Below are 25,346 nucleotides of genomic sequence, written 5' to 3' on the forward strand. Positions count from 1 at the left end.
GCGTCAGGCGGCCATCCCGGCCGCATGGATCAGGTCGCGGACCTGGGCCATCTGCTCGGGCGCAGCCGCCAGCTCCGCCCGGGTGGAGTCCAGCTTGAACAGCTTCAGGGCCTCGGACCGGGCGCGTATGGACGCCGGTCCGCGCGGCGCCGTCTCGCCGGCCGCCAGGCGGAGCAGCAGGACAAGGCGGTTGATGATCGGGGCGTTGGCCCGGGCCACGGCCTGGGTGAGCCGCGCTTCCGTCTCGACGCGGCCGCCGACCTCGCCCAGCCGCTCCTGGATCGGCTCGTAGTCCTCGGGCACGAGACCGCAGCGGCCGACGGCGCGATGCAGGGCCGCGAGCTGGGCCAGGCGCCCCGGCGCCGTCTCGGTCGGCCCGTGCAGCATCTCCTTCTCGAAGCGCAGCGAGCCGACCAGCGCCTTCAGCCAGCTTCCCGCCTGCCGCTTATTGGCCGCGCCAATCACGTTCTCGGTCAGCCAGATCAGGGCCTCGATCTCGTCGTGCGCCGATCGGCCCTGGCCGAGATAGGCCTCCACGAAGTCTCCCGTGACCAGCATCTTCGACCGCGCGCCGAAGGCGGTCTGCACCTCTTCCAGCGGCAGCAGCTTGCCGGACGCGGCGGTGAGCGACATGGCCAGCGCGCGAAGCACGTGGATCTCGCGCTCGGCGTCGCCCGGACAGAGGCGGCGGGGGCCCGTCAGCTCGCGCAGGATGCGGCGGCCGATGGCGCCCCGGACATCCTGGAAATTGTCCCCCGAGAGCCACTTCGCCAGCCGGACCGCCAGCGGCGACATCGGCGGCATGATCTTCTGCACCGACTTCTCGACCGCGATCAGGCTTTCCACCGCTTCATAGGCGGCCAGCCGGGTCATGGCGGCGAGGTTCGCGCCGAGATCCTGGGCCTTGCCCATGATGTCGGTCATGCCGGGCTTGGTCTCGAGAATCTCGGCGAGCGGCTGCTGGATCACCGCCAGCGCCGCGCCGCGGCCGAGGCCGCTTTCGGGGGCGGCGTCGGCCAGGTCCATCAGCCGGTCCACCTTGTCGGACCAGTTCTTCGCGGGGGCGATCGAAGCGGCGACGCCCGCGCCCAGCAGGTAGCCGCGCTCCGGATCCTGCGCCAGGCGCTCGGCGGCGGCCGCGAAGCCCTCCTTGTCCACGTCCGGGAGCGCGCCCCGGCGGTGGTCCTTCATCAGCCGGGACACCGCGCGCTCGATCAGCGTGTGGAAGACCCGCATCAGTTCATGCACCGACATCGAGCGCGCGTGCGCCTCGGGGACGGCCACCTTCTGGATGGCGTGCTGCAGGTCGACGCCGGAAGCTTCCAGCTTCTCGACCAGGTCGGGGCGATGCAACAGCTCGAACGGCGTGGCGTTGTTACGCTCGAGCCATCCCTCCAGCAGGCGGCCGATGCGCTCGCGGGCATGGAGGGTGTAGAGATCCTGCGGCGTCACACAGAGCGGCTGCGGCTCGGCCTGGGGGCGGACCTTGGCGGTATATTCGGCGGCGCCCAGTTTCAGGATGATGGCCGACGAGAACTCCCGGGTCTCCTCGTCGAAGACCTCCTTGGAGACGCGCACCGCAGCGATGCGGCCTTCGTCCATCAACTCCTGCGCCGTCTGGAGCGCGAGCGTGCGATTCTCGGTCGCGAGATCGAGCGTCCACGGGGCCCCCGGGACCTTCCGTATGAAGACTTCGAAATGCACTCGACCGCTCATTCCTCGCTACCCCCCAAGCGCGAGGGGATCAGTTTCGGCAGATAAACTTAAGGCCACGTTGACTTTGTTCGGTTTCGGCACGGCCCCATTGAGGCCACGGTGAAGGCTCAATAGGTTGCACGCTTGGGTTAAGGAGAGTTCCACCGCGATGGCGAAGATCACCCTCGTCGACGACGACGAGAACATCGTGACGTCGGTCAGCCTGGCGCTGGAGAGCCACGGCCACACGGTGAAAGCCTACTACGACGGGGCTGCGGGCCTCGCCGCGCTCGAGAACGATCCGCCCGACGTGGCGATCCTCGACGTCAAAATGCCGCGGATGGACGGCATGGAAGTGCTGCGCCGACTGCGCCGCACCTCGGACATCCCCGTGATCATCCTGACCTCCAAGGACGAGGAGATCGACGAGATCCTCGGCTTCAACCTCGGGGCCGACGACTACATCCACAAGCCGTTCAGCCAGCGACTGCTCATCGAGCGGGTGAAGGCGGTGCTCCGCCGCGCTGGCCGCGGGGAGGCCGACGAGGCCGCGGGTCCGACGGCGGCGCCGGGCGGCGACGCGGCCGGCCGGGCCCTCAAGCGCGGGAAGCTCACCCTGGATCCCGCGCGACACGAGAGCCTGTGGGACGGAAAGCCGGTGAAGCTCACGGTCACCGAGTTCCTGCTCCTGCAGTCGTTGGCCCAGCGCCCCGGCTTCGTGAAGAGCCGCGACAACCTGATGGACGCGGCCTACGACGATCAGGTCTATGTCGACGACCGCACGATCGACAGCCACATCAAGCGCATGCGGAAGAAGTTCCGCGAGGTGGACCCTGAGTTCGACGCGATCGAAACCCTCTATGGCGTCGGCTACCGATACCGGGAGTCCTGAGACCTCGGCGCCGGACCGCGCGCCGCCGTGGGAGCGGCCGCGGCCGGCGAGGCGGTTCCGTGGCCTGCCGGGTTCGCGTCTCGGCCGGCTGATCCTGGCGCTGAACCTGCTCGGCCTGGCGATCCTGGTGTCGGGAGCCCTCGTGCTGAACGAGTTGCGCCGGGGGCTCGTGAACGCCCGGATCGACAGCCTCACGACGCAGGGCGAACTGATCGCGTCCATCCTGAACCAGGCGGCCACCGTCGGCGAGCCCGAGCCGCAGATGGATGCGGCCCTGGCGACCGAGCTGCTGCAGACGCTCTCCAATCCCAAGGCCCAGCGCGCCAGGCTGTTCGACAGCAAGGGGCGGCTGGTCGCCGATTCCGACTGGATGGCCGACGAGGTCGAACGTCGCGACCTGCCGCCGGCGCGGGCCCGGGACGACGAGGAGGAAGGCTTCCGGCTCATGCCCCGGATCGCGCCGCCGTCCAGGCAGGAGGTGGAGCGGGCCCTGCAGCGGGAGGTCTCGGCCGCCCTGGGCGGAAGTCATCAGGCGGGCATGCGCGCCGGCGATCGCGGCGATCGGGTGGTTTCGGTCTCGATCCCCATCCGGCACGTCCGCGCGGTCCTGGGCGTGGTGACGCTGGAGGCCAGCGACGTGGACGCCATCATCGCGCGCGAGCGGGCGGCGCTGATCCCGTTCATCCTCATCGCCGTGGCCGTGAACGTGGTGTCGTCGCTGCTGCTCAACAGCCTGGTCGCTCAGCCTGTGCTGCGGCTGGCGCGGGCGGCGGACCGGGTGCGCGCGGCGCGGGCGCGGGCGATCTCGCTGCCCGACCTGGCGCGGCGGGACGATGAGGTGGGCGACCTGACGCGCAGCCTGGAATCGATGACCCACGCCCTCTCCGAGCGGATGGACGCGATCGAGGCGTTCGCCGCCGACGTGGCGCACGAGATCCGCAATCCCCTCACCTCCCTCCGCTCGGCGGTGGAGACGCTGGATCTGGTCAGCGACCCGGCGGCGCGGGACCGGCTGCTCGGCATTCTCAAGAACGACGTCCAGCGCCTGGACCGGCTGGTCACCGACATCTCCAACGCCTCGCGTCTCGACGCCGAGCTTTCGCGCGATCAGCCCAGGCTGCTGGACCTGGGCCGGCTCATCGCCGACATCGTGGCGACCTACGAGGCCACGGCCAAGCCCGGTGACGTGCGCGTGGAATTCTCTCCGCACCTCGGCATGGAAGCGGTGACGGTCCTGGGCCGCGAGGGGCCGCTGGGCCAGGTGCTGCGCAACCTCGTCGACAACGCCCGCTCGTTCAGTCCGCCCGGCGATGTGGTCACGGTCGGGCTCGCGAGCGCCAGGGGCGAGGCCCTGGTGTTCGTGTCGGACAACGGGCCGGGCATCCCGCCCGAGAACCTCGAGACGGTCTTCGAGCGGTTCTACACCTCGCGTCCCAAGGGGGCGGCCTTCGGCGGCAACTCCGGGCTGGGCCTGTCCATCGCCCGCCAGATCGCCCAGGCGCATGGCGGCGCCCTGCGGGCCGAAAACCGCACCGGCGAGGGAGGCAAGGTTCTGGGCGCCCTGTTCACCCTGACACTGCCGGAAGCGCGGCCGTGATCGTCCATGCGGGTCTGATCGCCCGTCGGCTGGGCGGGACCTGGCGCGGCCTGCTGATCCGGGGACCGTCCGGCGCCGGGAAGAGCGATCTGGCGCTGCGGGCTCTGGGCGAGGGGTTCCGTCTGGTGGCGGACGACCGGGTGGTGCTGTGGGAAGCGGCCGGACGCCTCTACGGCCGGGCGCCCGACACGCTCAGCGGGCTCATCGAGGTCCGAGGCCTCGATGTCCTGCCGGTGGAGCCGGTCCCGTTCTGCGAGGTCGTGATGGCGGTCCAGCTCGAACCGCCGGCGGAGCGGATGCCGGAGCGCGCAACCGAGGCGATCCTGGGTGTTCCGATTCCACTCCTGGCGGCAGATCCTTTTGAAATCTCGGCCCCTGCGAAACTCGGCCGCGCGCTGGAGGTCTTTGACGCTGCGCACAAGAGGCGTATTTAGCTCCGCTCGCGCCCCTCCTCGGGCGCCGGCACGGGTGGGGATACCCTTGGATTGTCAGGCATGATCGGCCTTGTGATCGTCACGCACGGCCGGCTCGCGCAAGAGTTCATCTGCGCCATGGAGCATGTGGTCGGGCCGCAGGCCGCGGTCGAGGCCATCTGCATCGGACCCGAGGACGACATGGAACGTCGTCGCCAGGACATCCTGGCCGCCTGCGGGCGCGTCGAGAGCGGTACGGGAGTCATCCTCCTGACCGACATGTTCGGCGGCACGCCTTCGAACCTCGCGATCTCGGTGATGGAGCAGACCCGGGCCGAGGTGATCGCCGGCCTCAACCTGCCCATGCTCATCAAGCTGGCGTCCGTGCGCACGCGCTGCAGCCTCCAAGATGCTGTTGCAGCGGCGCAGGAAGCCGGGCGAAAGTACATCTCCGTGGCCTCCTACGTCCTGGCCGGAGAGAAGTGAGCTGAGCGAAGCCGCCAACCGCACCGTCGAGATCGTGAACAAGCGGGGCCTGCACGCGCGGGCCTCGGCCAAGTTCGTCAAGCTCGCCGCCGCCTACGACGCCGAGGTCACCGTCTCCAAGGACGGCCAGACGGTGGACGCGCGATCGATCATGGGCCTGATGATGCTGGCGGCCGCGCCGGGCTGCTGCATCGAGATCGCGGCCGAGGGCGACCAGGCAGAAGAGGCCGTGTCGGCCCTGACCGACCTGGTCCAGCGCCGGTTCGACGAGGACGAGTAGGACCGTTCAGGTCTTCAGCCGCCAGCCCGTCCGGAAGATCCAGGTCACCGCCGCCAGGCAGAGCGCCAGCACGCCCAGGGTGGCGGCGAGGCTGACGCCAACGCCCACGTCGGACGTGCCGTAGAAGCTCCAGCGGAAGCCGCTGACCAGGTAGACCACAGGGTTGAACAGGGCGATCGTCTTCCAGACGCCCGGCAGCATCTCGATCGAATAGAAGCTGCCGCCCAGGAACGTCAGCGGCGTCACCACCAGCATCGGGATGATCGACAGCTTCTCCCACCCGTCGGCCCAGATGCCGGTCAGGAAGCCGAACAGGCTGAAGGTCACGGACGTCAGCGCCAGGAAGGCCAGCATGACGAACGGATGCTGGATCTCGTAGGGCACGAAGATCCGCGCCGTGGCGAGGATGATCAGGCCAAGGATCATCGACTTGGTGGCCGCTGCGCCGACGTACCCCAGCACGGTCTCGGCGGCCGAGATCGGCGCGGACAACACCTCGTAGATCGTGCCGGCGAACTTCGGCATGTAGATGCCGAACGAGCCGTTCGAGATGCTTTCGGTCAGGATCGACAGCATCAGGAGGCCCGGCACGATAAAGGCGCCGTAGCTGACCCCGTCGATCTCGGGCATCCGGCTGCCGATCGCCGCCCCGAAGACGATGAAATAGAGCGAGGTCGTGATCACCGGGGCGGCCACGCTCTGGACGATGGTGCGCCGCCAGCGGTTCATCTCGAACTGGTAGATGGCGCGGATCGCGTGGACGTTCATGCGCGCCCTCCTTTGACCAGGCTCACGAAGATGTCTTCGAGGCTGCTCTCCTCGGTGCGGAGATCCTTGAAGTCGATCCCCCGCTCGGTGAGGCGCTTCAGGAGGTCCGCGATGCCCGTGGAGTCGGCCTGGGCGTCGAAGGCGTAGATCAGGTCGGCGCCGCCGTTCGCCAGCTCGAGGCCATAGGTTTCCAGGCCCGCCGGGACCGCCGCGAGCGGCTCCTGCAGGTGGAGGGTGAGCTGTTTCCTGCCCAGCTTGCGCATGAGGACGTCCTTGTCCTCCACCAGGATCAGCTCGCCGCGGGAGATCACGCCGATGCGGTCGGCCATCTCCTCCGCCTCCTCAATGTAATGGGTCGTGAGGATGATGGTGACGCCGCTCTCGCGGAGCTGGCGCACGAGCTCCCACATGTCGCGGCGCAGCTCCACGTCCACACCGGCGGTAGGCTCGTCGAGGAACAGGATCGACGGCTCGTGGCTGAGGGCCTTGGCGATCATCACGCGCCGCTTCATGCCGCCGGACAGCGCCATGATCTTGGCGTCCTTCTTGTCCCATAGGCTGAGGGACTTCAGCACCTTTTCCAGATGGGCGTCATTGGGCGCCCTGCCGAAGAGGCCGCGGCTGAACCGCACCGTGTCCCAGACGGTCTCGAAAGCGTCGGTGGAGATCTCCTGGGGCACGAGGCCGATCTTGGCCCGCGCGGCGCGGAAGTCCTTCTGGATGTCGTGGCCGTCGGCGACGACCCGCCCGCCGGTGGCGCGCACGAGACCGCAGACGATGCCGATCATCGTGGTCTTGCCTGCGCCGTTCGGGCCCAGCAGGGCGAAGATCTCACCGCGCCTGATGGTGAGGTCGACGCCCTTCAGCGCCTGGAACCCGCCGGCGTAGGTCTTCGACAGGCCCTCGATGGTGATGATCGGCTGCACGCGCCCCCCCTCAGGAGTTCCCCAGATAGGTGTCTTAGGACGGCGGAGCTAGGGCGACGCCGACAACAGCCGATGTAGCCGCGACGGCGCCGGAATGTGTCAGCAGCCTGCGGTCAGGCCTGGGCGCGTTCGCCCATCGGCCTCATCTTCAAATCCGCCAGAAGGGCGTCATCGTTGTCTCGGCCGGGGTTGTCGGTGGTGAGCAGGCGGGCGCCGACGAAGATCGAGTTGGCGCCGGCGAGGAAGCAGAGCGACTGCAGTTCGCGGCTCATGTGCTCGCGGCCCGCGGCGATGCGGACCATCGACTTCGGGCAGACGATTCGGGCGACGGCGATCATCCGGACGAATTCCAGCGGATCGACGGCCTTGGAGTCCCCCAGCGGCGTGCCAGGGATCGGCATCAGGTCATTGATCGGCAGGCTGTCCGGGTGGGCCGGCAGGGTGGCGAGCTGGTGCAGCAGCCCGGCGCGGTCGCGGCGCGTCTCGCCCATGCCGACGATGCCGCCGCAGCAGGTGTTCATGCCGGCGTCGCGCACGGCCGCCAGGGTGTCGAGCCGGTCCTGGTAGGTCCGGGTGGTGACCACCTTGTCGTAGTAGTCCGGGCCGGTGTCGAGGTTGTGGTTGTAGTAATCCAGGCCCGCCGCCTTCAGCGACTTCGCCTGGTCCGGCGTCAGCATGCCGAGCGTGGCGCAGGTCTCCAGGCCCAGCGCCTTCACGCCCGAGATCATCGCCGCCACCTTCGGCAGGTCGCGGTCCTTCAGGTCGCGCCACGCAGCCCCCATGCAGAAGCGCTGCGCGCCGCCGGCCTTGGCCTCGGCCGCCGCCGCGATGACGGTGTCGGCGTCCAGCAGCTTCGACGCCTTCGTCGCGGTCTTGAAGTGCTGGGACTGGCTGCAGTAGCCGCAGTCCTCCGGGCAGCCGCCGGTCTTCACCGACAGCAGTTGCGAGAGCTGGAGCTCGGTGGGGTCGAACCAGCGCCGGTGGACCTCGGCTGCGCGGAACACCAGCTCGGTGAACGGCAGCTCGAACAGCGTCTCGATCTCGTCGAGCGTCCAGTCATGGCGCGGTTGGGCGGGATCGGCGTGACGAAAGGGGGCGTTCATCGGGGGAGGCTCCGGTCCGGGGGGGGGGAGCGCTCGGATACCTCCGTCACGCTGCGGCGGGCAACGCCATTCACATAAAGACTTCTTTATGTCTTCCTTGATAGATTGGGCCGGCGCCGCTATAGGGCGGGCAACGGATTCCCGACATCAGGACTGAAGATGACCGACTACGTGGTGAAGGACCTGTCGCTCGCCGACTGGGGCCGCAAGGAAATCGAGATCGCCGAGACCGAAATGCCCGGTCTGATGGCGACCCGCGCCGAGTACGGCAAGGCGCAGCCGCTGAAGGGCGCGCGGATCGCCGGCTCGCTGCACATGACCATCCAGACGGCGGTTCTGATCGAGACGCTGCAGGCGCTTGGCGCCGAGGTCCGCTGGGCCTCGTGCAACATCTTCTCGACCCAGGACCATGCCGCCGCCGCGATCGCCGCCAAGGGTACGCCGGTGTTCGCGATCAAGGGCGAGACCCTGGTCGAGTACTGGGAATACGCGCACAAGATCTTCGAGTGGCACGATGGCGGCTACCCGAACCTGATCCTCGACGACGGCGGCGACGCGACCCTGCTCTGCGTTCTGGGCCCCAAGGCCGAGAAGGATCCGAGCCTGCTCGAGAACCCGACCAACGAGGAAGAGGAAGCCCTCTTCACCGTCATGAAGCGGTATCTGAAGGAGAAGCCCGGCTTCTATTCGGCGATCCGCAAGTCCATCAAGGGCGTGTCGGAAGAGACCACCACGGGCGTGCACCGCCTGTACCAGATGTCCGAGCGCGGCGAGCTGCCGTTCCCGGCCATCAACGTCAACGACAGCGTGACGAAGTCGAAGTTCGACAACCTGTACGGCTGCCGCGAGAGCCTGGTGGACGCCATCCGCCGGGGCACCGACGTGATGCTGGCGGGCAAGGTCGCGGTGGTCCTCGGCTACGGCGACGTCGGCAAGGGCTCGGCGGCCTCGCTCCGCAACGGTGGCGCGCGCGTCATGGTCACCGAAGTCGACCCGATCTGCGCCCTGCAGGCGGCCATGGAAGGCTATGAAGTGGTGACGATGGAAGACGCCGCCGACAAGGGCGACATCTTCTGCACGGCCACCGGCAACAAGGACGTTCTGACCGTCGACCACATGCGTCGGATGAAGAACAACGCCATCGTCTGCAACATCGGCCACTTCGATTCCGAGATCCAGATCGCCGGCCTGCGCAACTTCAAGTGGGACGAGATCAAGCCGCAGGTCCACCACGTGGAATTCCCGGACGGCAAGAAGATCATCGTCCTGTCGGAAGGCCGCCTCGTGAACCTGGGCAACGCCACCGGCCACCCCAGCTTCGTGATGAGCGCCTCGTTCACCAACCAGACCCTCGCCCAGATCGAGCTCTGGGTGAATGGCGCCAAGTACGAGACCAAGGTCTACACCCTGCCCAAGCACCTCGACGAGAAGGTGGCCATGCTCCACCTCGATAAGCTGGGCGCCAAGCTGACCAAGCTGTCGAAGGACCAGGCCGACTACATCGGCGTGACCGTCGAAGGGCCGTTCAAGCCCGAGCACTACCGCTACTGATCGCCCTCTCCAGGGACGAACGACGCGCCGTCGGGGCCCAGCGCTCCGGCGGCGTTGTCGTGCAAGGCGCGCGACGCCTGGCGATTGGACAACCCTCGATCGGGCCCGACAGCCCCGTTCACCATTAGCGGTAGAATAACACTGGTCTACCGCGGGCCGCCGGGTTAGGGGCCTCGACGTGCCGCTCGCCCTCATCATGTCATCCTTCGTGGCCGCCTCCCGGATCGGCGGGGCGGCGCAGCAGTATGTGCTGGCCGCGCACAAGATCGATCCGGTGCTGGCGCCGACGGCGATGTTCGGCCGCACGCCCGCGAAGGGCGCCCGGGGCGAGGCCACGTCGCCGGATGTGTTCCGCCGCATGCTGGGCGACATCGAGGCCGACGCCGTGTTCGGCCTCGTCGACCTGATCCTGACGGGCCACTTCTCCAGCGCCGAACAGGTGGAGATCGCCGCTGGCGTCATCGGGCGTGTGCGCAACGCCGGTCAGGACAATGCGCTGGGCCCACGCCCCCTGGTGCTGGTGGATCCGATCCTGGGCGACGCGCCGAGGGGGCTCTATGTGCGGCCGGAGGTCGCCGATGCCGTGGCGCGACACCTCGTGCCCCAGGCCGACTGGATCACGCCCAACCTGTGGGAGCTGGGTTTCCTGACCGGGCGTGAGATCGCCACGGCGGCTGAGGCCAGGGACGCGGCGCGCGCGTTGGGACGGCCGGCCCTGATCACCTCGGTTCCCGCGGGCGAGGGCGAGATCGCGCTGCTCTATGTGGACAAGGCGCGGGCCGTGCTCCTCGCCCACCCACGTCAGCCGAGCGCGCCGAATGGCACGGGGGACCTGGTCGCCGCCAGCTTCGGAGCCGGCCTGGTCGAGGGCATGGACCCGCTCGACGCGGCGCTGCGCGCCGCTGGCGCCGCCGCCGAGGCGGTCGACGCCGCGACGGCCTGGAAGGCGACCGAACTGCCCATCGTGTCCCTGGCCGACCGGATCGTCCGGCCGACCGCCGCCATTCGGACCGAGCCTCTCTGACATGGCGCGTGTGGCCGCCCTGATCCGCGTCGAGGGCCGGGTGCAGGGCGTGGGCTTCCGCTGGTGGCTGAGCGCCCGGGCTGACGAACTCGGCCTCGCCGGCTGGGTTCGCAACCGCCGCGATGGGGCGGTGGAGGCGCTCGCGATCGGTGAGCCGGCGGCCATTGCGCAACTCGTGGAGTCCTGCCATCCCGGACCGGCCGCCGCCGAGGTGCGTTCCGTCACCACGGAGCCCGCCGCGGACGACGGCGCAGACGGTTTCGAGCAGAGGGCCACGGTCTGAGCATGGTGGAGATCGCAGGCGTCGCGCCGGCACGGTTCGCCGCGGTGAAGGACGCCTTCGCGGCCAGCTTCGCCGCCGGCGAGGAACTGGGCGCGCGCTTCACGCTGGTGGAGGGCGGTGAGGTCGTTCTGGACCTGTGGGGCGGCTTCGCGGACAGGCGCCGCACCATTCCCTGGGGCGATCGCACCCTGGCGCCCGTGTTCTCCACGACCAAGGCCGTCGCCGCCGTGATGATCGCCCGACTGGTCGACCAGGGCCGCCTGGACTACGGCCAGACCGTCGCGAGCGTCTGGCCCGAGTTCGCCCAGGCCGGCAAGGGCGAGGTCACCATCGAGCAGGCCATCTCGCACCAGGCGGGGCTACCCGGATTCCCCGATCCGATGGATGCGGGTCTCTGGGCCGACTGGGAGGCCATCTGCGCGAAGCTCGCGGCGATGGCGCCGATGTGGCCGCCCGGCGCGGCCTCGGGCTATCACCCCGTGACGGTGGGCTACATCGTGGGCGAGATCTTCCGGCGGGTGGACGGCCGCTCGATCGGGACCGCCTTCCGCGAAGACATCGGCGGGCCGCACGGCCTCGATCTGTGGATCGGCCTCCCCGCCGGAGTCGAGGATCGTGTCGCCGAGCTGCAGCGGCCCAGCGCCATGCCCGAGTTCGGCGAGATCAACGCGGCGACCCGCGCGGCCTTCCTGGCGCCCTGGTCGTCCGCGGCCGGGAAGGCCGGCGCGGACTATCGGCGCATGGAGGTCCCGTCCACCAACGGCTACGCCACCGCCGAGGCCCTGGCGCGACTGTTCGGAGCCGTCGCCAACGACGGCTGGCTGGACGGAGACCAGATCCTGTCGCCCGCAATGATCGCCGAGCTGGCCCGGGAGCGGATAAGTGGCCAGGACCTGGTGCTGCCTTTCGTGATGAGCTGGGGCGCCGGGGTCATGCGCAATCCCCCGAACTATCCCTGGGGTCCGGCCGAGCAAGCCTTCGGCCACTCGGGCTGGGGCGGCGCCTGCGCCTTCGCCGACCCCGAGCGACGGTTGGGCGGCGCTTATGTGATGAACCGTCAGGGCGTGGCCCTGATGGGCGACGCTCGTCCCAAGCGTCTGATCGAGCTCGCCTACGCCGCGCTCTGATCGCACGAAAAAGGGCCCGCGAGGGGCCCTCCTCCGTCCATTTCCGAAGGTCCTATCCGCCGATCCCGGCGATGGCGAACGCGGCGACCAGGCCCAGGGCGATCAGGAAGGCCGGGGCCAGCCGGTCGAACGAAGCTTCGAAGCGGTAGAGGGTCATGACACACACCATGAGTTTCAGTTAGGGCCCCGGGGGAGCGGGGCTGTCCGTCGGACATCAGATGGATAGCACCATCTGAACGCTGCATAGATCAGCAATTTCGCAGTTGCGATATGCGGAATCGCAAATCGGGCCGGGCAGGTTATTGCCCGGCCGCACGGACCTCGGCTTGCGCCCGCGCGGCCAGACGTGTCCGCCGCCATGCGCCGTAGAGGAACACCGCCGCCCCGCACCAGATGAAGGCGAACGAGACGGCGCGAACCGGGGTGAACACCTCCCCCTGGCTCAGGCCGATGGTGAAGCTGATGGTCGGTGCGATGAACTGCAGGAAGCCCATGGCCGAGAGCGGGATGCGTCGGGCGGCCCAGGCGAACAGCACGAGCGGCACGGCGGTGATCGGACCCGAGGCGATCAGCCACAAGGCGGTAGAGACATCCTGGGTGAAGTGACCGGCGCCGCGGGTCTCGATCCAGGCGATGAAGGCCAGGCTGGGAAGGCCCAGCACCAGGCACTCCACGAGGAGGCCGGTCTGGGCGTCGGCGGCGACCTGCTTGCGCACCACGCCGTAGCCCGCGAAGCTGAACGCCAGCACCAGCGAGACCCAGGGCAGATGACCTAGCGCGGCCGCCTGGAAGACCACGCCAACCAGGGCGAGGCCGATGGCGACGTAGCCGATCCGGTCGATCCGCTCACGGAACAGCAACGCGCCCGCGGCCATGTTGACCAGAGGGTTGATGTAGTAGCCGAGGCTGGTCTCCAGCAGGCGGCCCGTGTTCACCGCCCAGATGAAGACGACCCAGTTCAGCGCGATCAGCACCGACGAGACGCCGAGCCAGGCCAGCACCCGCGGCCGGCGCAGCACGGCGGCGACCTGGCTCGCCTGGCCCGCCAGGATCACCAGGAGGCCTGCCGCGGGAACGCTCCAGACGATACGCTCGGCCAGCATTTCCCACGGCCCGACGCCGTGGCGCCCGATGGCCTGGAAGACCAGGGGCACGAAGCCCCAGATGAAGTAGCAGGCGATCCCCGCCCCCAGCGCCAGGCGGGACTCGCCGCCGGGCGCGGGCGAGGACGTCATCTCAGGCGTCGACCTTCGACTTGATCAGGCCGCGCTCGTGCAGCAGCTCGGCGATCTGCACCGCATTCAGCGCCGCGCCCTTGCGAAGGTTGTCGGCGACCACCCACAGGGACAGGCCGTGATCGACGGTCGGGTCCTTGCGGATGCGGCTGACGTAGACCGGGAATTCGCCCTGGGCTTCCTTGGGCGTGATGTAGCCGGTGGGCTCGCGCTTATCGATCACGATGACGCCGGGGGCCTCGCGCAGGATCTCCCGCGCCTCGTCCTCGTCGATGGCGTTGTGGAACTCGATGTTCACCGCCTCGGAGTGGCCCACCATCACCGGCACGCGTACGCACGTGACGGTCAGCTTGATCTCCGGGTCGATCATCTTGTGGGTCTCGTCCCACATCTTGGCCTCTTCGTCGGTGTAGCCGTCGTCGCGGAACGACCCGATGAAGGGGATGACGTTGAAGGCGATCTGCTTGGGGAACTTCTTGGGCTCGCCCGGGCCGAGGACGAAGACGCCCTTGGTCTGGTCCCAGAGCTCGTCCATGCCTTCCTTCCCGGCGCCGGAAACCGACTGGTAGGTCGCCACCACCACCCGCTTGATCTTCGCCGCGTCGTGCAGCGGCTTCAGGGCCACCACGAGCTGGGCGGTCGAGCAGTTGGGGTTGGCGATGATGTTCTTCTTGTGGGCGTAGCTGACGTCGTCCGGGTTCACCTCGGGCACGATCAGCGGCACGTCGGGGTCCATGCGCCAGGCCGACGAGTTGTCGATCACGATCGGGCCGGCGGCGCCGATCTTGGGCGACCACTGCTTGGAGAAGCTGCCCGAGACGCTCATCAGCACCAGGTCGACGGTCGAGAAGTCGAACTGCTCGATGTCCTCGCACTTGACGATCTGCTCGCCGAACGAGACCTCGACCCCGATGGAGTTGCGGGAGGCGATCGCGTGGATCTTGTCCACGGGGAAGTTCACTTCCTCGAGGATATTCAGCATCTCGCGACCCACGTTGCCCGTGGCGCCGACGACGGCGACCCGGTAACCCATCGGCATACTCCTCAAATCTGGGGCGGGTTCCCGTACGCCCCCCGGCCCGCCGACGCAAGGCGAGCGAACCTGATGTGACAATCAGCTAGGCTGCGCAGCGCTGGCCGGGAGACCCGTGACGGGCTCGCATACTACGGTCTGCGTCGAAACACCGTGCAGGCCCGGCCGGTAGACGACGCGGGATCGAAGGAGAATCGACCTTGGCCGATACCGGCATGCCCTTTTCCAACCTCATGGGCCTGGAGATCGTGGAGCGAAGCAAGGACCGCGTGGTCGGACGCCTGACCGTGCGGGAAGACCTCTGCACCGCCGGCGGCATCCTGCACGGCGGCGCCTTCATGGCCTTCGCCGATGCGCTCGGCGCGATCGGCGGGGTCATGAACCTGGAGCCCGGCGCTCGGACCACGACCCTGGAAAGCAAGACGAACTTCCTGGGCTCGGCGCCCGTGGGATCCGTGGTTCAGGGCGAGGCGACCCCACTGCACGTGGGCCGGCGGTCCAGCGTCTGGCAGACCCGGATCACCAATGCGGACGGCAAGCTGCTGGCCCTGGTGATCCAGACCCAGATGACCATCCAAGGCTAACGGGGCGCCAGGCTCTCGATGTAGGCGAGCAGGTCCCGCACCTGCTCGTCGGTGAGCGCCTGGGGTGGCATGCCGTAGTGACCCTCGCGGGTCAGGCGGGCGAGGCGGCCCTCGATGCCGGCGACGTGCCGCATGTCGCGGCTGGCCAGCGGCGCGGCCTTGGGGTTTGGGCTGGTCCCGCCCGGCTCCACCGCGTGGCAGCTCGCGCAGGCCTGACGGGCCAGCTCATGGCCCCGCTTCACGGGAGCGGGCGTCTTGGCCAGCGCCGGCGCCGCCAGCGAGAGGGCCGCGACAAGGGCGATCGCGCGACGCATCAGTCCCCCGCCATCTGGAGAATCGCGGCCCACTCGCCGTCGCGCACTGGCGAGACCGACAGGCGCGACTGGCGGATCATGGCCAGATCGGCGAGGGCGGGATTGGCCTTCATCGCCTGGAGGGTGACCGGCTGCTTCAGCGGCCGCACCGGCGCGAGCTCCACGGCCACGAACCGGCCCGCCGGGTCCGTCGCATCCGGAAAGGCCTCCCGGGTCACCCGCGCGATCCCGACGACCGCCAGCCCCTCCTGGGAGTGGTAGTAGAGCACCTCGTCGCCGACCTTCATGGCCTTCAGGTGCAGGGCGGCGGCGTTGTTGCGCACACCGTCCCACACGGTCGTCCCGTCCCGCTGCAGGTCCGCGAAGGCGTATTTCGCGGGTTCGGATTTCACCAGCCAGCGGGCCATGCCGCACCTCCTTGCGTCGTGCGGACCATGCCACGCCTGGGCGCGCGTGCGCTATGCCGCCTCGGCCTCTTGGTAGAGATCGCGGATCGCCTTCAGGCCGGCCATCAGCCGGGCCTCCCCCTCAGGCGATGGCGGCGCAGCCAGCAGCAGCCGCCAGGACTTCAGGTGGACCAGGATCGCTTCGGTGTCGCATCGGCCGCCGGCGAGGAAGCGGCCGAGCAGCGTGAACAGGCTGGCGACGACTTCGCCGGCGCCGGGAGCGCCCATGTCGGGATAGCCGCTGATCAGCGTGCGAAGGCCGGTCAGGCCGGGGGCGTCGAATCCCGGCCCGAGCTCATCGAGCCGAGCCTCAGCCTCGGAGACGAGATCCAGGGCCTCGCGAGCAGGTTCGATCGGAATGTCGGCGTCGTCGGCCATGAGCCCACGGGCTCCACGTTTCGCCCGCGAATCCGCCGGCTCACTGATCGCTGATCATCAACCTCAAGCGTTAACGACGCGCTACCTGCGGTCTGAGGTTGTGTGGCCGCCCTAATGCTTGACTCAGTCAACTATCAGGGATTGGGTGACGTCATGACCGAACTCGACACCGTCGCCGCGATCCGGCGCTTCAACCGCTTCTACACCCGGGCGATCGGCGTTCTGGACCGCGCCTACCTGGGCGGGCCCTACACGGTGACCGAGGCGCGGGTGCTCTACGAGATCGCCCAGACCGACGGCGTGACGCCGGGCGCCATCTGTGCGGCCCTGGCCCTCGACGCCGGCTACGTGAGCCGGATCGTCGCGCGGTACGAACGCGAAGGGCTGGTGTCGCGCGCACGCTCTCCCAGCGACGGACGCAGCGTCCTCCTGCGGCTCACGCCGGCCGGACGGGAGGCTTTCCTGGCTCTGGATGCGCGCTCGGCGGGAAAGGCCGCGTCCCTGGTGGAGCGGCTCACCGCGACGGATCGGTCGCGGCTGGCGGCGGCCCTGGACCAGGCGCAGGTGCTGCTCGATCCCCCGGCCAAGCCGACGCCCGCCATCCTGCGCGCCCACCGGCCCGGCGACATGGGCTGGGTCATCGAGCAGCACGCCCTGATCTATGGCCGCGAGTACGGCTGGGGCGCCGGCATCGAGGCGGTCACGGCTCGCATTTGCGCGGACTTCCTGGAGAAGCACGACCCCGGCCGAGAGCGCTGCTGGATCGCCGAGCGGGGCGGCGAGCGGATCGGCTCGGTGTTTCTGGTGAAGGAGAGTGAGGACGTCGCCCGGCTGCGGCTGCTGTTGCTGACCCCCGGCGCGCGGGGGCTGGGACTGGGCCGCCGGCTGGTGGAGGACTGCGTCGCCTTCGCCCGCGAGGCCGGCTACCGCGAGATCGTGCTGTGGACCCACGCGGTGCTGACCGCCGCCCGCGCCATCTACGCCTCGGTCGGGTTCCAGATCGAGGAGACCTGGACCCACGACGAATTCGGCAAGCCCGAGGTCAGCGAGACCTGGCGGCTGACGCTCTGAAGGTGTCGCCTAGAGCTCCGCTAGGACGGCGTCGCCCATCTGGACGGTGGTGAGGGCGCCGCCGAGGTCGCGGGTGCGGGCGCCCTTTTCCAGGGCCCTCTCGACGGCGGCGTAGAGGCGGTCGGCCTCGGCCGCGCGGTCCAGGGACCAGCGCAGGGCCATCTCGAACGACAGGATCGCCGCCAGCGGATTGGCCACGCCCTGGCCGGCGATGTCCGGCGCCGAGCCGTGGATGGGCTCGTACAGGCCCGGCTTGCCCGCAACCCCCAGCGCCGCCGACGGCAGCATGCCGAGCGAGCCGGTGAGCTGGGCCGCCGCGTCCGAGAGGATGTCGCCGAACAGGTTGTCGGTCAGCAGCACGTCGAACTGCTTGGGCGCCTTGACGATCTGCATCGCCGCGTTGTCGGCCAGGATGTGGGTCAGCTCGACGTCGGCGTACTCGCGCTTGTGCAGGTCGGTGACGACCTCGCGCCAGAGCAGGCCGGAGTCCATCACGTTGGACTTTTCGGCGCTCGCCACCTTGTTACGGCGGCCGCGGGCCAGCTCGAAGGCCACGCGCGCCACGCGCTCGATCTCGGCGGTCGTGTAGACTTGGGTGTCCACCGCCCGCTTGCCGCCGCCGGGCAGCTCCTCGATGAACCGCGGCTCGCCGAAATAGATGCCGCCGGTCAGTTCGCGGACGATCATGAAGTCGAGGCCTTCGACCAGCTCGCGCTTGAGGCTGGAGGCGTCGGCCAGCGGGCCGAAGCACAGGGCCGGGCGCAGGTTGGCGAACACTTCCATGCCGGCGCGCAGGTTCAGGAGGCCCGCCTCGGGCCGCTTGTCGCGCGGAACGCCCGCCCACTTCGGACCGCCCACCGCGCCCATCAGCACGGCGCGAGCGGCCTTGGCGGCGGCCAGCGTCTCGTCGGCCAGCGGCGTGCCGAAGGCGTCGTAGCTCGCGCCTCCGAACAGGCGCTCCTCGAGCTTGAGGTCGGGCGTCAGGGCCTCGGCCACGCGGCGCACCTGCGCGGTCACTTCCGGCCCGATCCCGTCGCCGGGCAGGAGGAGGAGGTCGGTCATGGTATTCCCCGGAAAGCTAGAGCGGCCGCTCGGCGGCGACCTCGTACAGGCTGAGGTTCCGATCCGAAACCCCGAACTGCGGCCAGGCGGCGCGCCACTCGGCCATATGGGCGGTCTTGAAGTGCGCCTGCAGGGCCGCCTCGTCGCGCCAGGTCTCGAACACCCGGATCAGGCCGGGGTCCTCGACGTCGACGGCGTAGGAATAGGTGAGGCACCCGTCCTCGGCGCGGCTCGCCGCCAGCATCCGCGCCATGTGCGGCCGGAACGCCTCCAGGTTCTCCGGCGGGACGCGGACCGTGCCGGCGATGACGACGCTCACGCCCCCTCCAGCCAGGGCTGGGCCAGGGCGCGCTTCATCTCGTAGGTGTCGATGGCGGGCGCGGCCTCCAGCGTCTCGCCGATGGCGTCGAGGCCCTTCAGCATCTTGGCCTTGCGCTTCGGGTCGATCTCGAAGGTGAAGACCGCGCCCGAGGGAGAGGTCACCGTCTGGGTCTCCAGGTCGACGCTGACCACGTGGTTGCCGCCGCGGGCCTCGTCCATGAGCTGCTGGACCTCCTCGGCCTTCAGCACAACCGGCAGCAGGCCGTTCTGGAAGCAGTTGTTGTAGAAGATGTCGGCGAAGCTGGTGCTGATCACGCACCGGATGCCGAAGTCCATCAGCGCCCACGGCGCATGCTCGCGCGAACTGCCGCATCCGAAGTTGTCGCCGGCCACCAGGACGCCCGCGCCCTTGTAGGCCGGCTGGTTCAGCACGAAATCGGGGATCTCCCGGCCCTGCTGGTCGAAGCGGTATTCGTAGAACAGGCCCTTCGCCAGGCCCGCCCGCTCCACCGTCTTCAGGAACTGCTTGGGGATGATCTGGTCGGTGTCGATGTTGGCCAGCGGCAGCGGCGCGGCCTTGGCGTCGAGACGGGTGAAGGCTTCCATCAGGCGTTTTCCAGCTGGGGTTCAGCGCTGAGCATGATCGTCGGCACGCCGCCGGGGACGTCCCGCACGGTGAAGACGTGGGTGCCGGGCTTGCGGCCGACGCGGACTTCCGAGACGTCGAAGCCGGCGGCGGCGATGCGGGCCTGGGCGGCGTGCGGCTCGGCCACGCGCCACGCGAGGCCGCCAGAGCGGTCGGGATCGTCCGTGGCGGGGCCGCCGATCTTCGCGCCCATCTCGACCACAGCGTCACCGCAGCGGAAGAAGAGCTGGCGAGCGTTCCACTTGGGGTTCTCGCGGTCGAGCCGCAGGTCGAGGCCGAGCTTGGCGCCATAGACCGCCAGCGCCCGGTCGACGTTCGGGGTCACGATCACCACATGGTCGAGCTGGGTGATCGGCGCCTCGGCGTTCGGCTTGGCCAGCGGCCACGGCTGGGCGGGCTGCGCCATCAGCAGGATGCGCGTGCCGCCTGTGGCCTTCTGATCAAGGCTGGAGCCGGTCCATTCGCGGACGCTGCCGTCCTCGGCCTTGGTCCGCATGGGCGCCGGTTCACTGGCGGGGATGCCCCGCCGGTTCATGAGCTTCACGTCGCCCGCCAGGTCGTCGCTGGCGAAAGCCAGGGCCCAGACGCCTTCGCCGACGCTGTCCAGGTGCGCCCGCATTCCATCGGCGAACGCGCTCTCGCCCTCGGGCGAGATCAGGTCGAGCGCAACGTTCGGGAACTGGAACCACGCCTGCCGCACGCCGCCGCCCCGGCCGATCCAGTCAGGCGTGACGCCGAACAGGCGCGCATAGTCGTCCACGGCCGCGTCGAGGTCGCGGACGACGAGGGCGATGTGGTCGAGGCCTACGATCATGGCGCTACAGGTAGTCCCGCACGTCGGCGATGTGGCCGGCGATGGCGGCGGCCGCGGCCATCGCCGGGCTCATCAGGTGGGTGCGGCCGTCGCGGCCCTGGCGGCCCTCGAAGTTGCGGTTCGAGGTGGAGGCGCAGCGCTGGCCGGGGGTCAGCTTGTCGGGGTTCATGCCGAGGCACATGGAGCAGCCCGGTTCGCGCCATTCGAAGCCGGCCGCCTTGAAGATCTCGTCGAGGCCCTCTTCCTCGGCCTGGGCGCGGACGAGGCCCGAGCCCGGCACGACCATGGCGCGGACGCCCTCGGCCACCTTGCGGCCCCCTTCAAGCGCCTTGGCCGCGATCTTCGCGGCGCTGCGCAGGTCCTCGATGCGGCTGTTGGTGCAGGAGCCGATGAAGACCACGTCGACCGTCGCCTCGGTGATCGGCTGGCCGGCGGAAAGGCCCATGTACTGCAGGGCCCGCGCGGCCGAGGCGCGCTTGTCCGGCGTGGCGAAGCTGTCGGGCGAGGGCACCACGCCGGTCACCGCCACCACGTCCTCGGGGCTGGTGCCCCAGGTGACGGTCGGCGCGATCTTGGCCGCGTCCAGCACGATCTCCCGGTCGAAGGCGGCGTCCTCGTCGGTGAAGAAGGTCTTCCAGTACGACAGCGCCATCTCCCAGGCGCCGCCCTTCGGCGAGGCCGGCCGACCCTTGAGGTATTCGAAGGTGGTCTCGTCCGGCGCGACCAGGCCCGCGCGGGCGCCGCCTTCGATGGTGAGGTTGCAGAGGGTCATGCGGCCCTCCATCGAGAGCGCCCGCACGGCCGAGCCGGCGTATTCGATGACGTAGCCGGTGCCGCCGGCGGTGCCGATCTCGCCGATGACGGCGAGGGCGAAGTCCTTGGCGCCGACGCCTGGCGCCGGTTCGCCCTCGATGCGGACCCGGAAGTTCTTCGCCTTCTTCTGGCGCAGGGTCTGGGTGGCGAGGACGTGCTCGACCTCGGACGTGCCGATGCCGTGCGCGAGGGCGCCGAACGCGCCGTGGGTGGAGGTGTGGCTGTCGCCACAGACGATGGTCATGCCGGGCTGGGTGCGGCCCTGCTCGGGCCCGACCACGTGGACGATGCCGTTGCGGATGTCGCCCATCGGGAAGAACTCGATGCCGTAGTCGGCGACGTTCTTCCCCAGGGTCTGGAGCTGGAGCCGCGCCTCCTCGTCGGCGACCGCGTCGACGCCGAGCTCCTGCCCCTCGGTCGGGACGTTGTGATCGGCCACCGCCAGCGTGCGGTCGGGGCGGCGCACCGGGCGACGGTTCGCGCGAAGGCCCGCGAAGGCCTGCGGCGTGGTCACCTCATGGATCAGGTGCAGGTCGATGTAGAGGATCGCCTCGCCGTCCTGTTCGGCGACGACATGGGCGTCCCAGATCTTGTCGTAGAGGGTCTTGCCGGGCATGGGCGGCATGTAGGTCCGCCGATGCGCGCACGTCTAGTGCTGCAACGCCGCATTCGCCGCGCATTTGCAGCAATCTTGTGCCTCAGGCCGCTTGCGCTGCCGTCGCCGGCAGGGAACCCTGGCCGATCAGGGCTGCCTTCAGCGCCTCCGCCAGCGGCGTCCGCGGTTCGCCGCCCAGCCGCGAGACGAGCCGACGGTTGTCCAACAGGACTTCGCGCCGCCAGAGATAGCGCATCTCTTGCATCTCCCTGAGGGTCTCGTTGAAGGGCGCGGCGGCGGCGATGGCCAGCCAGGGCAGGCGGCGGACGGCGAGCTTCCGGCCGGCGGCGGCCTCCAGGCCGGCGACCAGCTCGTGGCCCGTCACGGCCTGGCCCTGCATGTTGAAGGTCTCGGATTCGCTCAGGTCAGCCTCGAGGAGCCGTACGAATGTCTCGGCCACGTCCGGCAGGTAGGCCCAGGCGTGGCGCACCTCCAGCGGGCCGGGGTAGCTGACGGCGGTGATCGGGCGGCCCGCCGGCACGATGCCCTGCGATAGCCAGTTGTTGCCCGGGCGGGGGCCGAAGAAGTCGCCGGCGCGGACGATCAGGACGGGAATGTCGGCCGTTCGGAGGGCCTGTTCCATCCTCACCCGGACCGCGCCCTTTCGGCTGATCGGGTTCTGGGGGTCGGTCTCGTCGATCAGCGGGAAGGCGTCGGGGCCATAGTTGTAGACCGTGCCTGGAAACAGCAGCCGGGCGCCCGCCGCCCGCGCGGCGGCGATGCTGGACGCGAGCATCGGGAGCTGAAGGCCTGCCCAATTCCGATAGCCGGGCGGGTTCACGCCATGGACCACCACCTGGGCGCCGTCGGACGCGGCGACGATCTGGTCGACGGACATGGCGTCGCCGCGCACCCATTCCAGGCCCGGTCGACCACTGGTGGCGCAGGCGCGGTCGGGGTCGCGATGCGGCGCCCGCACCCGCCATCCGGCCGCGACCAGCCTGTCCGCCAGGGCGCCGCCGACGCCGCCGGTCGCACCGAGCACAAGGGCCAGGGGTTTCGTCATCTCGCGTCTCCATTGTGTGACGAGACAGATGCGCCCCCGGCTGGCGGAACAGAATTGCCGAAGCCCGCAGAACAGCTATTCATAAGCGCATGTCGACGACGGCGGACTGGGACCTTCTGCAGAGCCTGCACGCGGTGCTGGAGGCGGGCAGCTTTTCGGCTGCGGCGCGGATCCGCCGCCTCACTCAGCCAACGCTCGGCCGTCACATCGACCAGCTCGAGCGCCAGCTCGGCGCCCCCCTGTTCCTGCGCAGTCCGCGTGGCCTCCAGCCGACCGACCTGGCCCTGGCCTTCCGCCCGCACCTGGCCGACATGGCCGCCGCTGCGGCCGCCGCCAGCCGGGACATCAGCGGGATCGTCAGCGGCGAGGGCGGCTTCGTGCGGGTGACGGTCAGCGAGATCGTCGGCATCGAGGTCGTGCCGCCGATGATGGCCCGCTTCCGGGCCGCGCACCCCGGCATCCAGGTCGAGCTGACCCTCAACAACAAGAACGACGACCTCAGTCGCCGCGACGCCGACGTGGCGGTCCGGATGTCGCGCCCGACGCAGAACAGCCTGGTGGCGAAGAAGGTGGGCGACCTCACCCTCGGCTTCCACGCCACGCCCGAGTACCTGACCGAGCACGGGACGCCGTCGGACTTCGACGACCTGGAGCGGCACACCCTGATCGGCTTCGACCGCGCCTACCCGGACCTGGTCAACGAGCTGTCCATCGGCCGACCCATCAACCGCGACCTGTTCTCCTATCGCACCGACAACGACGTGGCCCAGCTTGCCGCGATCAAGGCCGGCGTCGGCATCGGGGTCTGCCAGCAGCAGATCGCCCGCCGCGAGGGGCTGGTCGCGGTCATGCCCGAGGCGTTCAGCTTCAAGCTCGACCTGTGGATCTGCATGCATGAGACGCTGCGCGGCTCGCCCCGCATGCGCCTGATGTTCGACCACCTGGCGAAGGAGTTCGCCGCCTACGCCGCGGCGGCCTGAGGTCAGCGCCTGGGCGTGTGCAGCAGGTTCGAGCCGCCCGTGGCGACCAGGCGGCCATCGTCGGTCCAGATCCGGCTGTGGCCGTGGATCAGCCCCTCGCGCGCGATGTCGGCGACGCCGTCCACCAGCAGCCACTCGCTCGCCCCCGCCGGCTCATGGAACCAGACGGTCAAGTCCAGGCTGGGCGCGATGTAGTCGGGCGCCTCGGCCAGTCCCCGGTGGTGGGTCGGCCAAACCAGGGTGTCGAGCAGGATCACCGAGCGGGCGAAGTCGAGGAACGGATCGCCCCCGCCATCGTAGTCGATGAAGCTGTACCATTCACGTAGCACGGCCGGCGCCGCCTGCCGGGGCGCGTCGGGCGGAACGAACCTCAGCGGCTTGCCCTCGAAGTTCCGCCAGAAGCCGTGCTGGGGCGGCGCGCCCATGTGCTCCCGGTAGGTCTTCAGATCGGACGGCGGCGGAACGTCGGGCGCCCGCGCCTCGGCGGTCACCGGACCGCCACTGCGGTTGGTGGTCCACACCTGCGCCTGGAGGAACACCTTGCCCTCCTGCTGCAGCGTCACGTTCATCAGCCAGGCGCTGCGGCCCTGCTTCATCGGCGTCACAATCGCCTCGGCCGGACCAAAGGCGCCGACGCCCAGGTACTGGACCGACAGAGTCGCCGGGCGGTGATCCGCGGGAGCGACGGCCCCGGCCGCGCGCAGCGCTATCGCCGAGACATAGCCGCCGTTCGGTCCCTAGATCTCCCAGTCCCGCGAAAGGTCGGCGAACAGCCGTCCCTCGTTCCCGCGGATGGCGGTATCGACTTGCAGAGCCCCCATTGCACCCTCCCAGATTGTGGTCGCCTGGGTAGCGGCGCCCGGCGGACAAGGCTAGGACTGCGCGACCACAGTTACGGGAATTCACGTCCGTTTTCGGTGCAGCGTCGGGGGGTCAGACCGGCGCCTGTTCTCCCTCGCCCCGCAGGATCGCGCGCGCGGCGTGGGCCTGGTCGGCAATGGCGTCGAGCAGGTCGCGCAGCTCCGGCGTATCGCCCAGGCGCGGATGGTGCGCTAGCCAGATGGGCGTCACGGGGTCCGGCTGCACGAAGCAGCGGACGAGGTCGGGCAGTGTGTCCCCCAGCACGCACGGCAGACTGACGACGCCCAGGCCGGCGCGCGCGGCGATGCAGAGGTCGTTCAGGCTGCCGCGCCTGTCGAGGGAACGCAGCGCCGCGATCTCGGACAGCTGCATTCCACTGGGGTCGTCGAGGAGCACCGCCGGATGGTCAGCCAGGGCGTCCAGGCTCCGCGGGACGCCGTTGAAGCGCGCATAGTCGCGGCCGCAGTAGACCGCCCAGTATGCGTCGGCGACCCGGCGGGCGATCAGCTCGGGGTCGTCGGGCTGGTTCCAGGCCCGCAGGGCCACGTCGGCCTCGCCGCGGCCCAGGTCCAGCACCCTCGGACTGACCACCAGCTCGACCCGCACGTCGGGCCAGCGCGCGTGGAACGCCATCATGGCCGGCGCGAAGACGGCATTGGCCAGCGGCTCGTTGGTGGTGACGCGGATCCGCTCGGGTCCGCGCCCGAGCGCCGCGCCCATGTCCGCGAAGGCCCGGACCTCCGCCTCGATGCGCTGGGCCATCTCGACCATCGCCGCCGCGTCCGCGCGGAGCCGGAACCCCTCGCGCATCCGGTCGAACAGCCGCACGCCGAGGCGGGCCTCCAGCTCGCCGATGCGACGGGACACCGTCGTCTGGTTCACCCCCAGCGCGCGCGCGGCCGCGATCGTGCTGCCCGTCCGGGCCACGGCGAGAAAGAAGCGCAGGTCGTCCCAGTTCGGCATCACGGGGACCCTGCATCCA

Annotated in this window: 29 protein-coding genes and 1 pseudogene; 12 read left to right on the forward strand and 18 right to left on the reverse strand. The window is 69.6% G+C overall.

Features of this window, described 5'->3' with window-relative positions; genetic code table 11:
* Positions 1-3: 3 nt before the first annotated feature.
* The gene (locus tag DJ019_RS05520) at positions 4-1,704 is read right to left on the reverse strand and encodes a hypothetical protein (protein ID WP_338066065.1); all 1,701 of its coding nucleotides are present in this window, start codon (positions 1,702-1,704) and stop codon (positions 4-6) included.
* A gap of 160 nt (positions 1,705-1,864) precedes the next feature.
* Here DJ019_RS05520 and DJ019_RS05525 point away from each other — a divergent pair, with 160 nt between their 5' ends.
* The 5 genes from DJ019_RS05525 to DJ019_RS05545 are packed head-to-tail and all read left to right on the forward strand — an operon-like array spanning position 1,865 to position 5,363.
* Positions 1,865-2,587, forward strand: coding sequence for a response regulator transcription factor (locus DJ019_RS05525; RefSeq protein WP_111274994.1), 723 nt, complete (start codon positions 1,865-1,867; stop codon positions 2,585-2,587).
* Entirely contained in the window at positions 2,556-4,184 is a 1,629-nt protein-coding gene (locus tag DJ019_RS05530) for a stimulus-sensing domain-containing protein (protein WP_111274995.1), read from the forward strand. Before DJ019_RS05525 ends, DJ019_RS05530 begins: the two co-directional genes overlap by 32 nt.
* A complete protein-coding gene (locus DJ019_RS05535) occupies positions 4,181-4,618 on the forward strand; it encodes an HPr kinase/phosphorylase (protein WP_111274996.1) in 438 nt (145 codons plus the stop codon). Before DJ019_RS05530 ends, DJ019_RS05535 begins: the two co-directional genes overlap by 4 nt.
* 60 nt (positions 4,619-4,678) lie before the next feature.
* Entirely contained in the window at positions 4,679-5,083 is a 405-nt protein-coding gene (locus tag DJ019_RS05540; protein WP_111274997.1) for a PTS sugar transporter subunit IIA, read from the forward strand.
* Between the two features lies 1 nt (position 5,084).
* Positions 5,085-5,363, forward strand: a complete 279-nt coding sequence (locus tag DJ019_RS05545; protein ID WP_240606409.1) for an HPr family phosphocarrier protein — start codon at positions 5,085-5,087, stop codon at positions 5,361-5,363.
* Between the two features lie 6 nt (positions 5,364-5,369).
* Here DJ019_RS05545 and DJ019_RS05550 read toward each other — a convergent pair whose 3' ends face one another.
* From DJ019_RS05550 to bioB, 3 genes are all read right to left on the reverse strand, one after another.
* Positions 5,370-6,131, reverse strand: a complete 762-nt coding sequence (locus tag DJ019_RS05550; RefSeq protein WP_111274999.1) for an ABC transporter permease — start codon at positions 6,129-6,131, stop codon at positions 5,370-5,372.
* Positions 6,128-7,084 carry an ABC transporter ATP-binding protein gene (locus DJ019_RS05555; protein ID WP_420849848.1) on the reverse strand — a complete coding sequence of 319 codons (957 nt, stop codon included), beginning with the start codon at positions 7,082-7,084 and terminating at the stop codon, positions 6,128-6,130. Before DJ019_RS05555 ends, DJ019_RS05550 begins: the two co-directional genes overlap by 4 nt.
* An 86-nt stretch (positions 7,085-7,170) precedes the next feature.
* Positions 7,171-8,160: a biotin synthase BioB gene (bioB, locus tag DJ019_RS05560; protein ID WP_111275001.1), complete on the reverse strand. Its 990-nt coding sequence runs from the start codon at positions 8,158-8,160 to the stop codon at positions 7,171-7,173.
* 159 nt (positions 8,161-8,319) lie between these two features.
* On the opposite strand from bioB, the gene ahcY reads away from it, so the two are divergent.
* The 4 genes from ahcY to DJ019_RS05580 all read left to right on the forward strand — a co-directional run bounded on the left by ahcY (position 8,320) and on the right by DJ019_RS05580 (position 12,145).
* Entirely contained in the window at positions 8,320-9,711 is a 1,392-nt protein-coding gene (gene ahcY / locus DJ019_RS05565; protein ID WP_111275002.1) for an adenosylhomocysteinase, read from the forward strand.
* Positions 9,712-9,889: 178 nt separating this feature from the next.
* Positions 9,890-10,735, forward strand: a complete 846-nt coding sequence (locus DJ019_RS05570; protein ID WP_111275003.1) for a PfkB family carbohydrate kinase — start codon at positions 9,890-9,892, stop codon at positions 10,733-10,735.
* A gap of 1 nt (position 10,736) precedes the next feature.
* Positions 10,737-11,018 carry an acylphosphatase gene (locus DJ019_RS05575; RefSeq protein WP_111275004.1) on the forward strand — a complete coding sequence of 94 codons (282 nt, stop codon included), beginning with the start codon at positions 10,737-10,739 and terminating at the stop codon, positions 11,016-11,018.
* A 2-nt stretch (positions 11,019-11,020) separates the two neighbouring features.
* Entirely contained in the window at positions 11,021-12,145 is a 1,125-nt protein-coding gene (locus DJ019_RS05580; RefSeq protein ID WP_111275005.1) for a serine hydrolase domain-containing protein, read from the forward strand.
* 299 nt (positions 12,146-12,444) lie between these two features.
* Here DJ019_RS05580 and rarD read toward each other — a convergent pair whose 3' ends face one another.
* Both rarD and DJ019_RS05590 read right to left on the reverse strand, forming a co-directional pair.
* A complete protein-coding gene (gene rarD / locus DJ019_RS05585; protein WP_111275006.1) occupies positions 12,445-13,380 on the reverse strand; it encodes an EamA family transporter RarD in 936 nt (311 codons plus the stop codon).
* A 1-nt stretch (position 13,381) separates the two neighbouring features.
* Entirely contained in the window at positions 13,382-14,413 is a 1,032-nt protein-coding gene (locus DJ019_RS05590) for an aspartate-semialdehyde dehydrogenase (protein WP_111275007.1), read from the reverse strand.
* 200 nt (positions 14,414-14,613) lie between these two features.
* Here DJ019_RS05590 and DJ019_RS05595 point away from each other — a divergent pair, with 200 nt between their 5' ends.
* Positions 14,614-14,997, forward strand: a complete 384-nt coding sequence (locus DJ019_RS05595) for a PaaI family thioesterase (protein WP_111275008.1) — start codon at positions 14,614-14,616, stop codon at positions 14,995-14,997.
* Here DJ019_RS05595 and DJ019_RS05600 read toward each other — a convergent pair.
* From DJ019_RS05600 to DJ019_RS05610, 3 genes are read right to left on the reverse strand one after another with little or no spacing between them, the layout of a single operon-like run.
* Positions 14,994-15,311 (reverse strand): c-type cytochrome, encoded by a 318-nt coding sequence (locus tag DJ019_RS05600; RefSeq protein ID WP_111275009.1) that lies wholly within the window; start codon positions 15,309-15,311, stop codon positions 14,994-14,996. The two genes, DJ019_RS05595 and DJ019_RS05600, sit on opposite strands and share 4 nt — an antisense overlap.
* The gene (locus tag DJ019_RS05605; protein WP_111275010.1) at positions 15,311-15,718 is read right to left on the reverse strand and encodes an EVE domain-containing protein; all 408 of its coding nucleotides are present in this window, start codon (positions 15,716-15,718) and stop codon (positions 15,311-15,313) included. Before DJ019_RS05605 ends, DJ019_RS05600 begins: the two co-directional genes overlap by 1 nt.
* A gap of 51 nt (positions 15,719-15,769) precedes the next feature.
* Positions 15,770-16,135 carry a hypothetical protein gene (locus tag DJ019_RS05610; protein WP_111275011.1) on the reverse strand — a complete coding sequence of 122 codons (366 nt, stop codon included), beginning with the start codon at positions 16,133-16,135 and terminating at the stop codon, positions 15,770-15,772.
* Positions 16,136-16,288: 153 nt separating this feature from the next.
* On the opposite strand from DJ019_RS05610, the gene DJ019_RS05615 reads away from it, so the two are divergent.
* A complete protein-coding gene (locus tag DJ019_RS05615; protein WP_111275486.1) occupies positions 16,289-17,206 on the forward strand; it encodes a bifunctional helix-turn-helix transcriptional regulator/GNAT family N-acetyltransferase in 918 nt (305 codons plus the stop codon).
* Between the two features lie 9 nt (positions 17,207-17,215).
* Here the strand turns inward: DJ019_RS05615 and leuB are convergent, their stop codons facing one another.
* The 6 genes from leuB to DJ019_RS05645 all read right to left on the reverse strand — a co-directional run bounded on the left by leuB (position 17,216) and on the right by DJ019_RS05645 (position 22,523).
* Positions 17,216-18,268: a 3-isopropylmalate dehydrogenase gene (gene leuB / locus DJ019_RS05620; protein ID WP_111275012.1), complete on the reverse strand. Its 1,053-nt coding sequence runs from the start codon at positions 18,266-18,268 to the stop codon at positions 17,216-17,218.
* A gap of 16 nt (positions 18,269-18,284) precedes the next feature.
* Positions 18,285-18,587, reverse strand: coding sequence for a putative quinol monooxygenase (locus DJ019_RS05625; RefSeq protein WP_111275013.1), 303 nt, complete (start codon positions 18,585-18,587; stop codon positions 18,285-18,287).
* The gene (gene leuD / locus DJ019_RS05630) at positions 18,584-19,195 is read right to left on the reverse strand and encodes a 3-isopropylmalate dehydratase small subunit (RefSeq protein WP_111275014.1); all 612 of its coding nucleotides are present in this window, start codon (positions 19,193-19,195) and stop codon (positions 18,584-18,586) included. Before leuD ends, DJ019_RS05625 begins: the two co-directional genes overlap by 4 nt.
* Positions 19,195-20,049, reverse strand: coding sequence for a VOC family protein (locus tag DJ019_RS05635; protein ID WP_111275015.1), 855 nt, complete (start codon positions 20,047-20,049; stop codon positions 19,195-19,197). Before DJ019_RS05635 ends, leuD begins: the two co-directional genes overlap by 1 nt.
* A 4-nt stretch (positions 20,050-20,053) precedes the next feature.
* Positions 20,054-21,478, reverse strand: a complete 1,425-nt coding sequence (gene leuC, locus DJ019_RS05640) for a 3-isopropylmalate dehydratase large subunit (protein ID WP_111275487.1) — start codon at positions 21,476-21,478, stop codon at positions 20,054-20,056.
* A gap of 82 nt (positions 21,479-21,560) precedes the next feature.
* Positions 21,561-22,523, reverse strand: a complete 963-nt coding sequence (locus DJ019_RS05645; RefSeq protein ID WP_111275016.1) for an NAD-dependent epimerase/dehydratase family protein — start codon at positions 22,521-22,523, stop codon at positions 21,561-21,563.
* Between the two features lie 89 nt (positions 22,524-22,612).
* On the opposite strand from DJ019_RS05645, the gene DJ019_RS05650 reads away from it, so the two are divergent.
* The gene (locus DJ019_RS05650; RefSeq protein WP_111275017.1) at positions 22,613-23,503 is read left to right on the forward strand and encodes a LysR family transcriptional regulator; all 891 of its coding nucleotides are present in this window, start codon (positions 22,613-22,615) and stop codon (positions 23,501-23,503) included.
* A 2-nt stretch (positions 23,504-23,505) separates the two neighbouring features.
* Here the strand turns inward: DJ019_RS05650 and DJ019_RS21600 are convergent, their stop codons facing one another.
* The 3 genes and pseudogenes from DJ019_RS21600 to DJ019_RS05660 form a co-directional block, all read right to left on the reverse strand.
* Positions 23,506-23,928: a thioesterase family protein gene (locus DJ019_RS21600; protein ID WP_338066072.1), complete on the reverse strand. Its 423-nt coding sequence runs from the start codon at positions 23,926-23,928 to the stop codon at positions 23,506-23,508.
* Between the two features lie 99 nt (positions 23,929-24,027).
* A pseudogene (locus tag DJ019_RS21605) lies at positions 24,028-24,225 on the reverse strand (acyl-CoA thioesterase domain-containing protein); the annotation flags it as partial.
* A 211-nt stretch (positions 24,226-24,436) separates the two neighbouring features.
* Positions 24,437-25,327 carry a LysR family transcriptional regulator gene (locus DJ019_RS05660; RefSeq protein WP_165843903.1) on the reverse strand — a complete coding sequence of 297 codons (891 nt, stop codon included), beginning with the start codon at positions 25,325-25,327 and terminating at the stop codon, positions 24,437-24,439.
* Positions 25,328-25,346 lie beyond the last annotated feature (19 nt).

Source organism: Phenylobacterium kunshanense, assembly GCF_003254525.1.
Lineage (GTDB): Bacteria > Pseudomonadota > Alphaproteobacteria > Caulobacterales > Caulobacteraceae > Phenylobacterium > Phenylobacterium kunshanense.

Excerpts from the sequence above, each read along its gene's own strand:
- DJ019_RS05635 (WP_111275015.1), bottom strand. The coding sequence starts at position 20,049 with ATGATCGTAGGCCTCGACCACATCGCCCTCGTCGTCCGCGACCTCGAC.
- bioB (WP_111275001.1), bottom strand. The coding sequence starts at position 8,160 with ATGAACGCCCCCTTTCGTCACGCCGATCCCGCCCAACCGCGCCATGAC.
- DJ019_RS05530 (WP_111274995.1), top strand. The coding sequence starts at position 2,556 with ATGGCGTCGGCTACCGATACCGGGAGTCCTGAGACCTCGGCGCCGGAC.
- DJ019_RS05605 (WP_111275010.1), bottom strand. The coding sequence starts at position 15,718 with ATGGCCCGCTGGCTGGTGAAATCCGAACCCGCGAAATACGCCTTCGCG.
- DJ019_RS05610 (WP_111275011.1), bottom strand. The coding sequence starts at position 16,135 with ATGGCCGACGACGCCGACATTCCGATCGAACCTGCTCGCGAGGCCCTG.
- DJ019_RS05650 (WP_111275017.1), top strand. The coding sequence starts at position 22,613 with ATGTCGACGACGGCGGACTGGGACCTTCTGCAGAGCCTGCACGCGGTG.
- DJ019_RS05645 (WP_111275016.1), bottom strand. The coding sequence starts at position 22,523 with ATGACGAAACCCCTGGCCCTTGTGCTCGGTGCGACCGGCGGCGTCGGC.
- DJ019_RS05600 (WP_111275009.1), bottom strand. The coding sequence starts at position 15,311 with ATGCGTCGCGCGATCGCCCTTGTCGCGGCCCTCTCGCTGGCGGCGCCG.
- DJ019_RS05590 (WP_111275007.1), bottom strand. The coding sequence starts at position 14,413 with ATGGGTTACCGGGTCGCCGTCGTCGGCGCCACGGGCAACGTGGGTCGC.
- leuD (WP_111275014.1), bottom strand. The coding sequence starts at position 19,195 with ATGGAAGCCTTCACCCGTCTCGACGCCAAGGCCGCGCCGCTGCCGCTG.
- DJ019_RS21600 (WP_338066072.1), bottom strand. The coding sequence starts at position 23,928 with ATGGGCGCGCCGCCCCAGCACGGCTTCTGGCGGAACTTCGAGGGCAAG.
- DJ019_RS05525 (WP_111274994.1), top strand. The coding sequence starts at position 1,865 with ATGGCGAAGATCACCCTCGTCGACGACGACGAGAACATCGTGACGTCG.
- DJ019_RS05580 (WP_111275005.1), top strand. The coding sequence starts at position 11,021 with ATGGTGGAGATCGCAGGCGTCGCGCCGGCACGGTTCGCCGCGGTGAAG.
- DJ019_RS05540 (WP_111274997.1), top strand. The coding sequence starts at position 4,679 with ATGATCGGCCTTGTGATCGTCACGCACGGCCGGCTCGCGCAAGAGTTC.
- rarD (WP_111275006.1), bottom strand. The coding sequence starts at position 13,380 with ATGACGTCCTCGCCCGCGCCCGGCGGCGAGTCCCGCCTGGCGCTGGGG.
- DJ019_RS05550 (WP_111274999.1), bottom strand. The coding sequence starts at position 6,131 with ATGAACGTCCACGCGATCCGCGCCATCTACCAGTTCGAGATGAACCGC.
- DJ019_RS05660 (WP_165843903.1), bottom strand. The coding sequence starts at position 25,327 with ATGCCGAACTGGGACGACCTGCGCTTCTTTCTCGCCGTGGCCCGGACG.
- leuB (WP_111275012.1), bottom strand. The coding sequence starts at position 18,268 with ATGACCGACCTCCTCCTCCTGCCCGGCGACGGGATCGGGCCGGAAGTG.
- ahcY (WP_111275002.1), top strand. The coding sequence starts at position 8,320 with ATGACCGACTACGTGGTGAAGGACCTGTCGCTCGCCGACTGGGGCCGC.
- DJ019_RS05575 (WP_111275004.1), top strand. The coding sequence starts at position 10,737 with ATGGCGCGTGTGGCCGCCCTGATCCGCGTCGAGGGCCGGGTGCAGGGC.
- leuC (WP_111275487.1), bottom strand. The coding sequence starts at position 21,478 with ATGCCCGGCAAGACCCTCTACGACAAGATCTGGGACGCCCATGTCGTC.
- DJ019_RS05615 (WP_111275486.1), top strand. The coding sequence starts at position 16,289 with ATGACCGAACTCGACACCGTCGCCGCGATCCGGCGCTTCAACCGCTTC.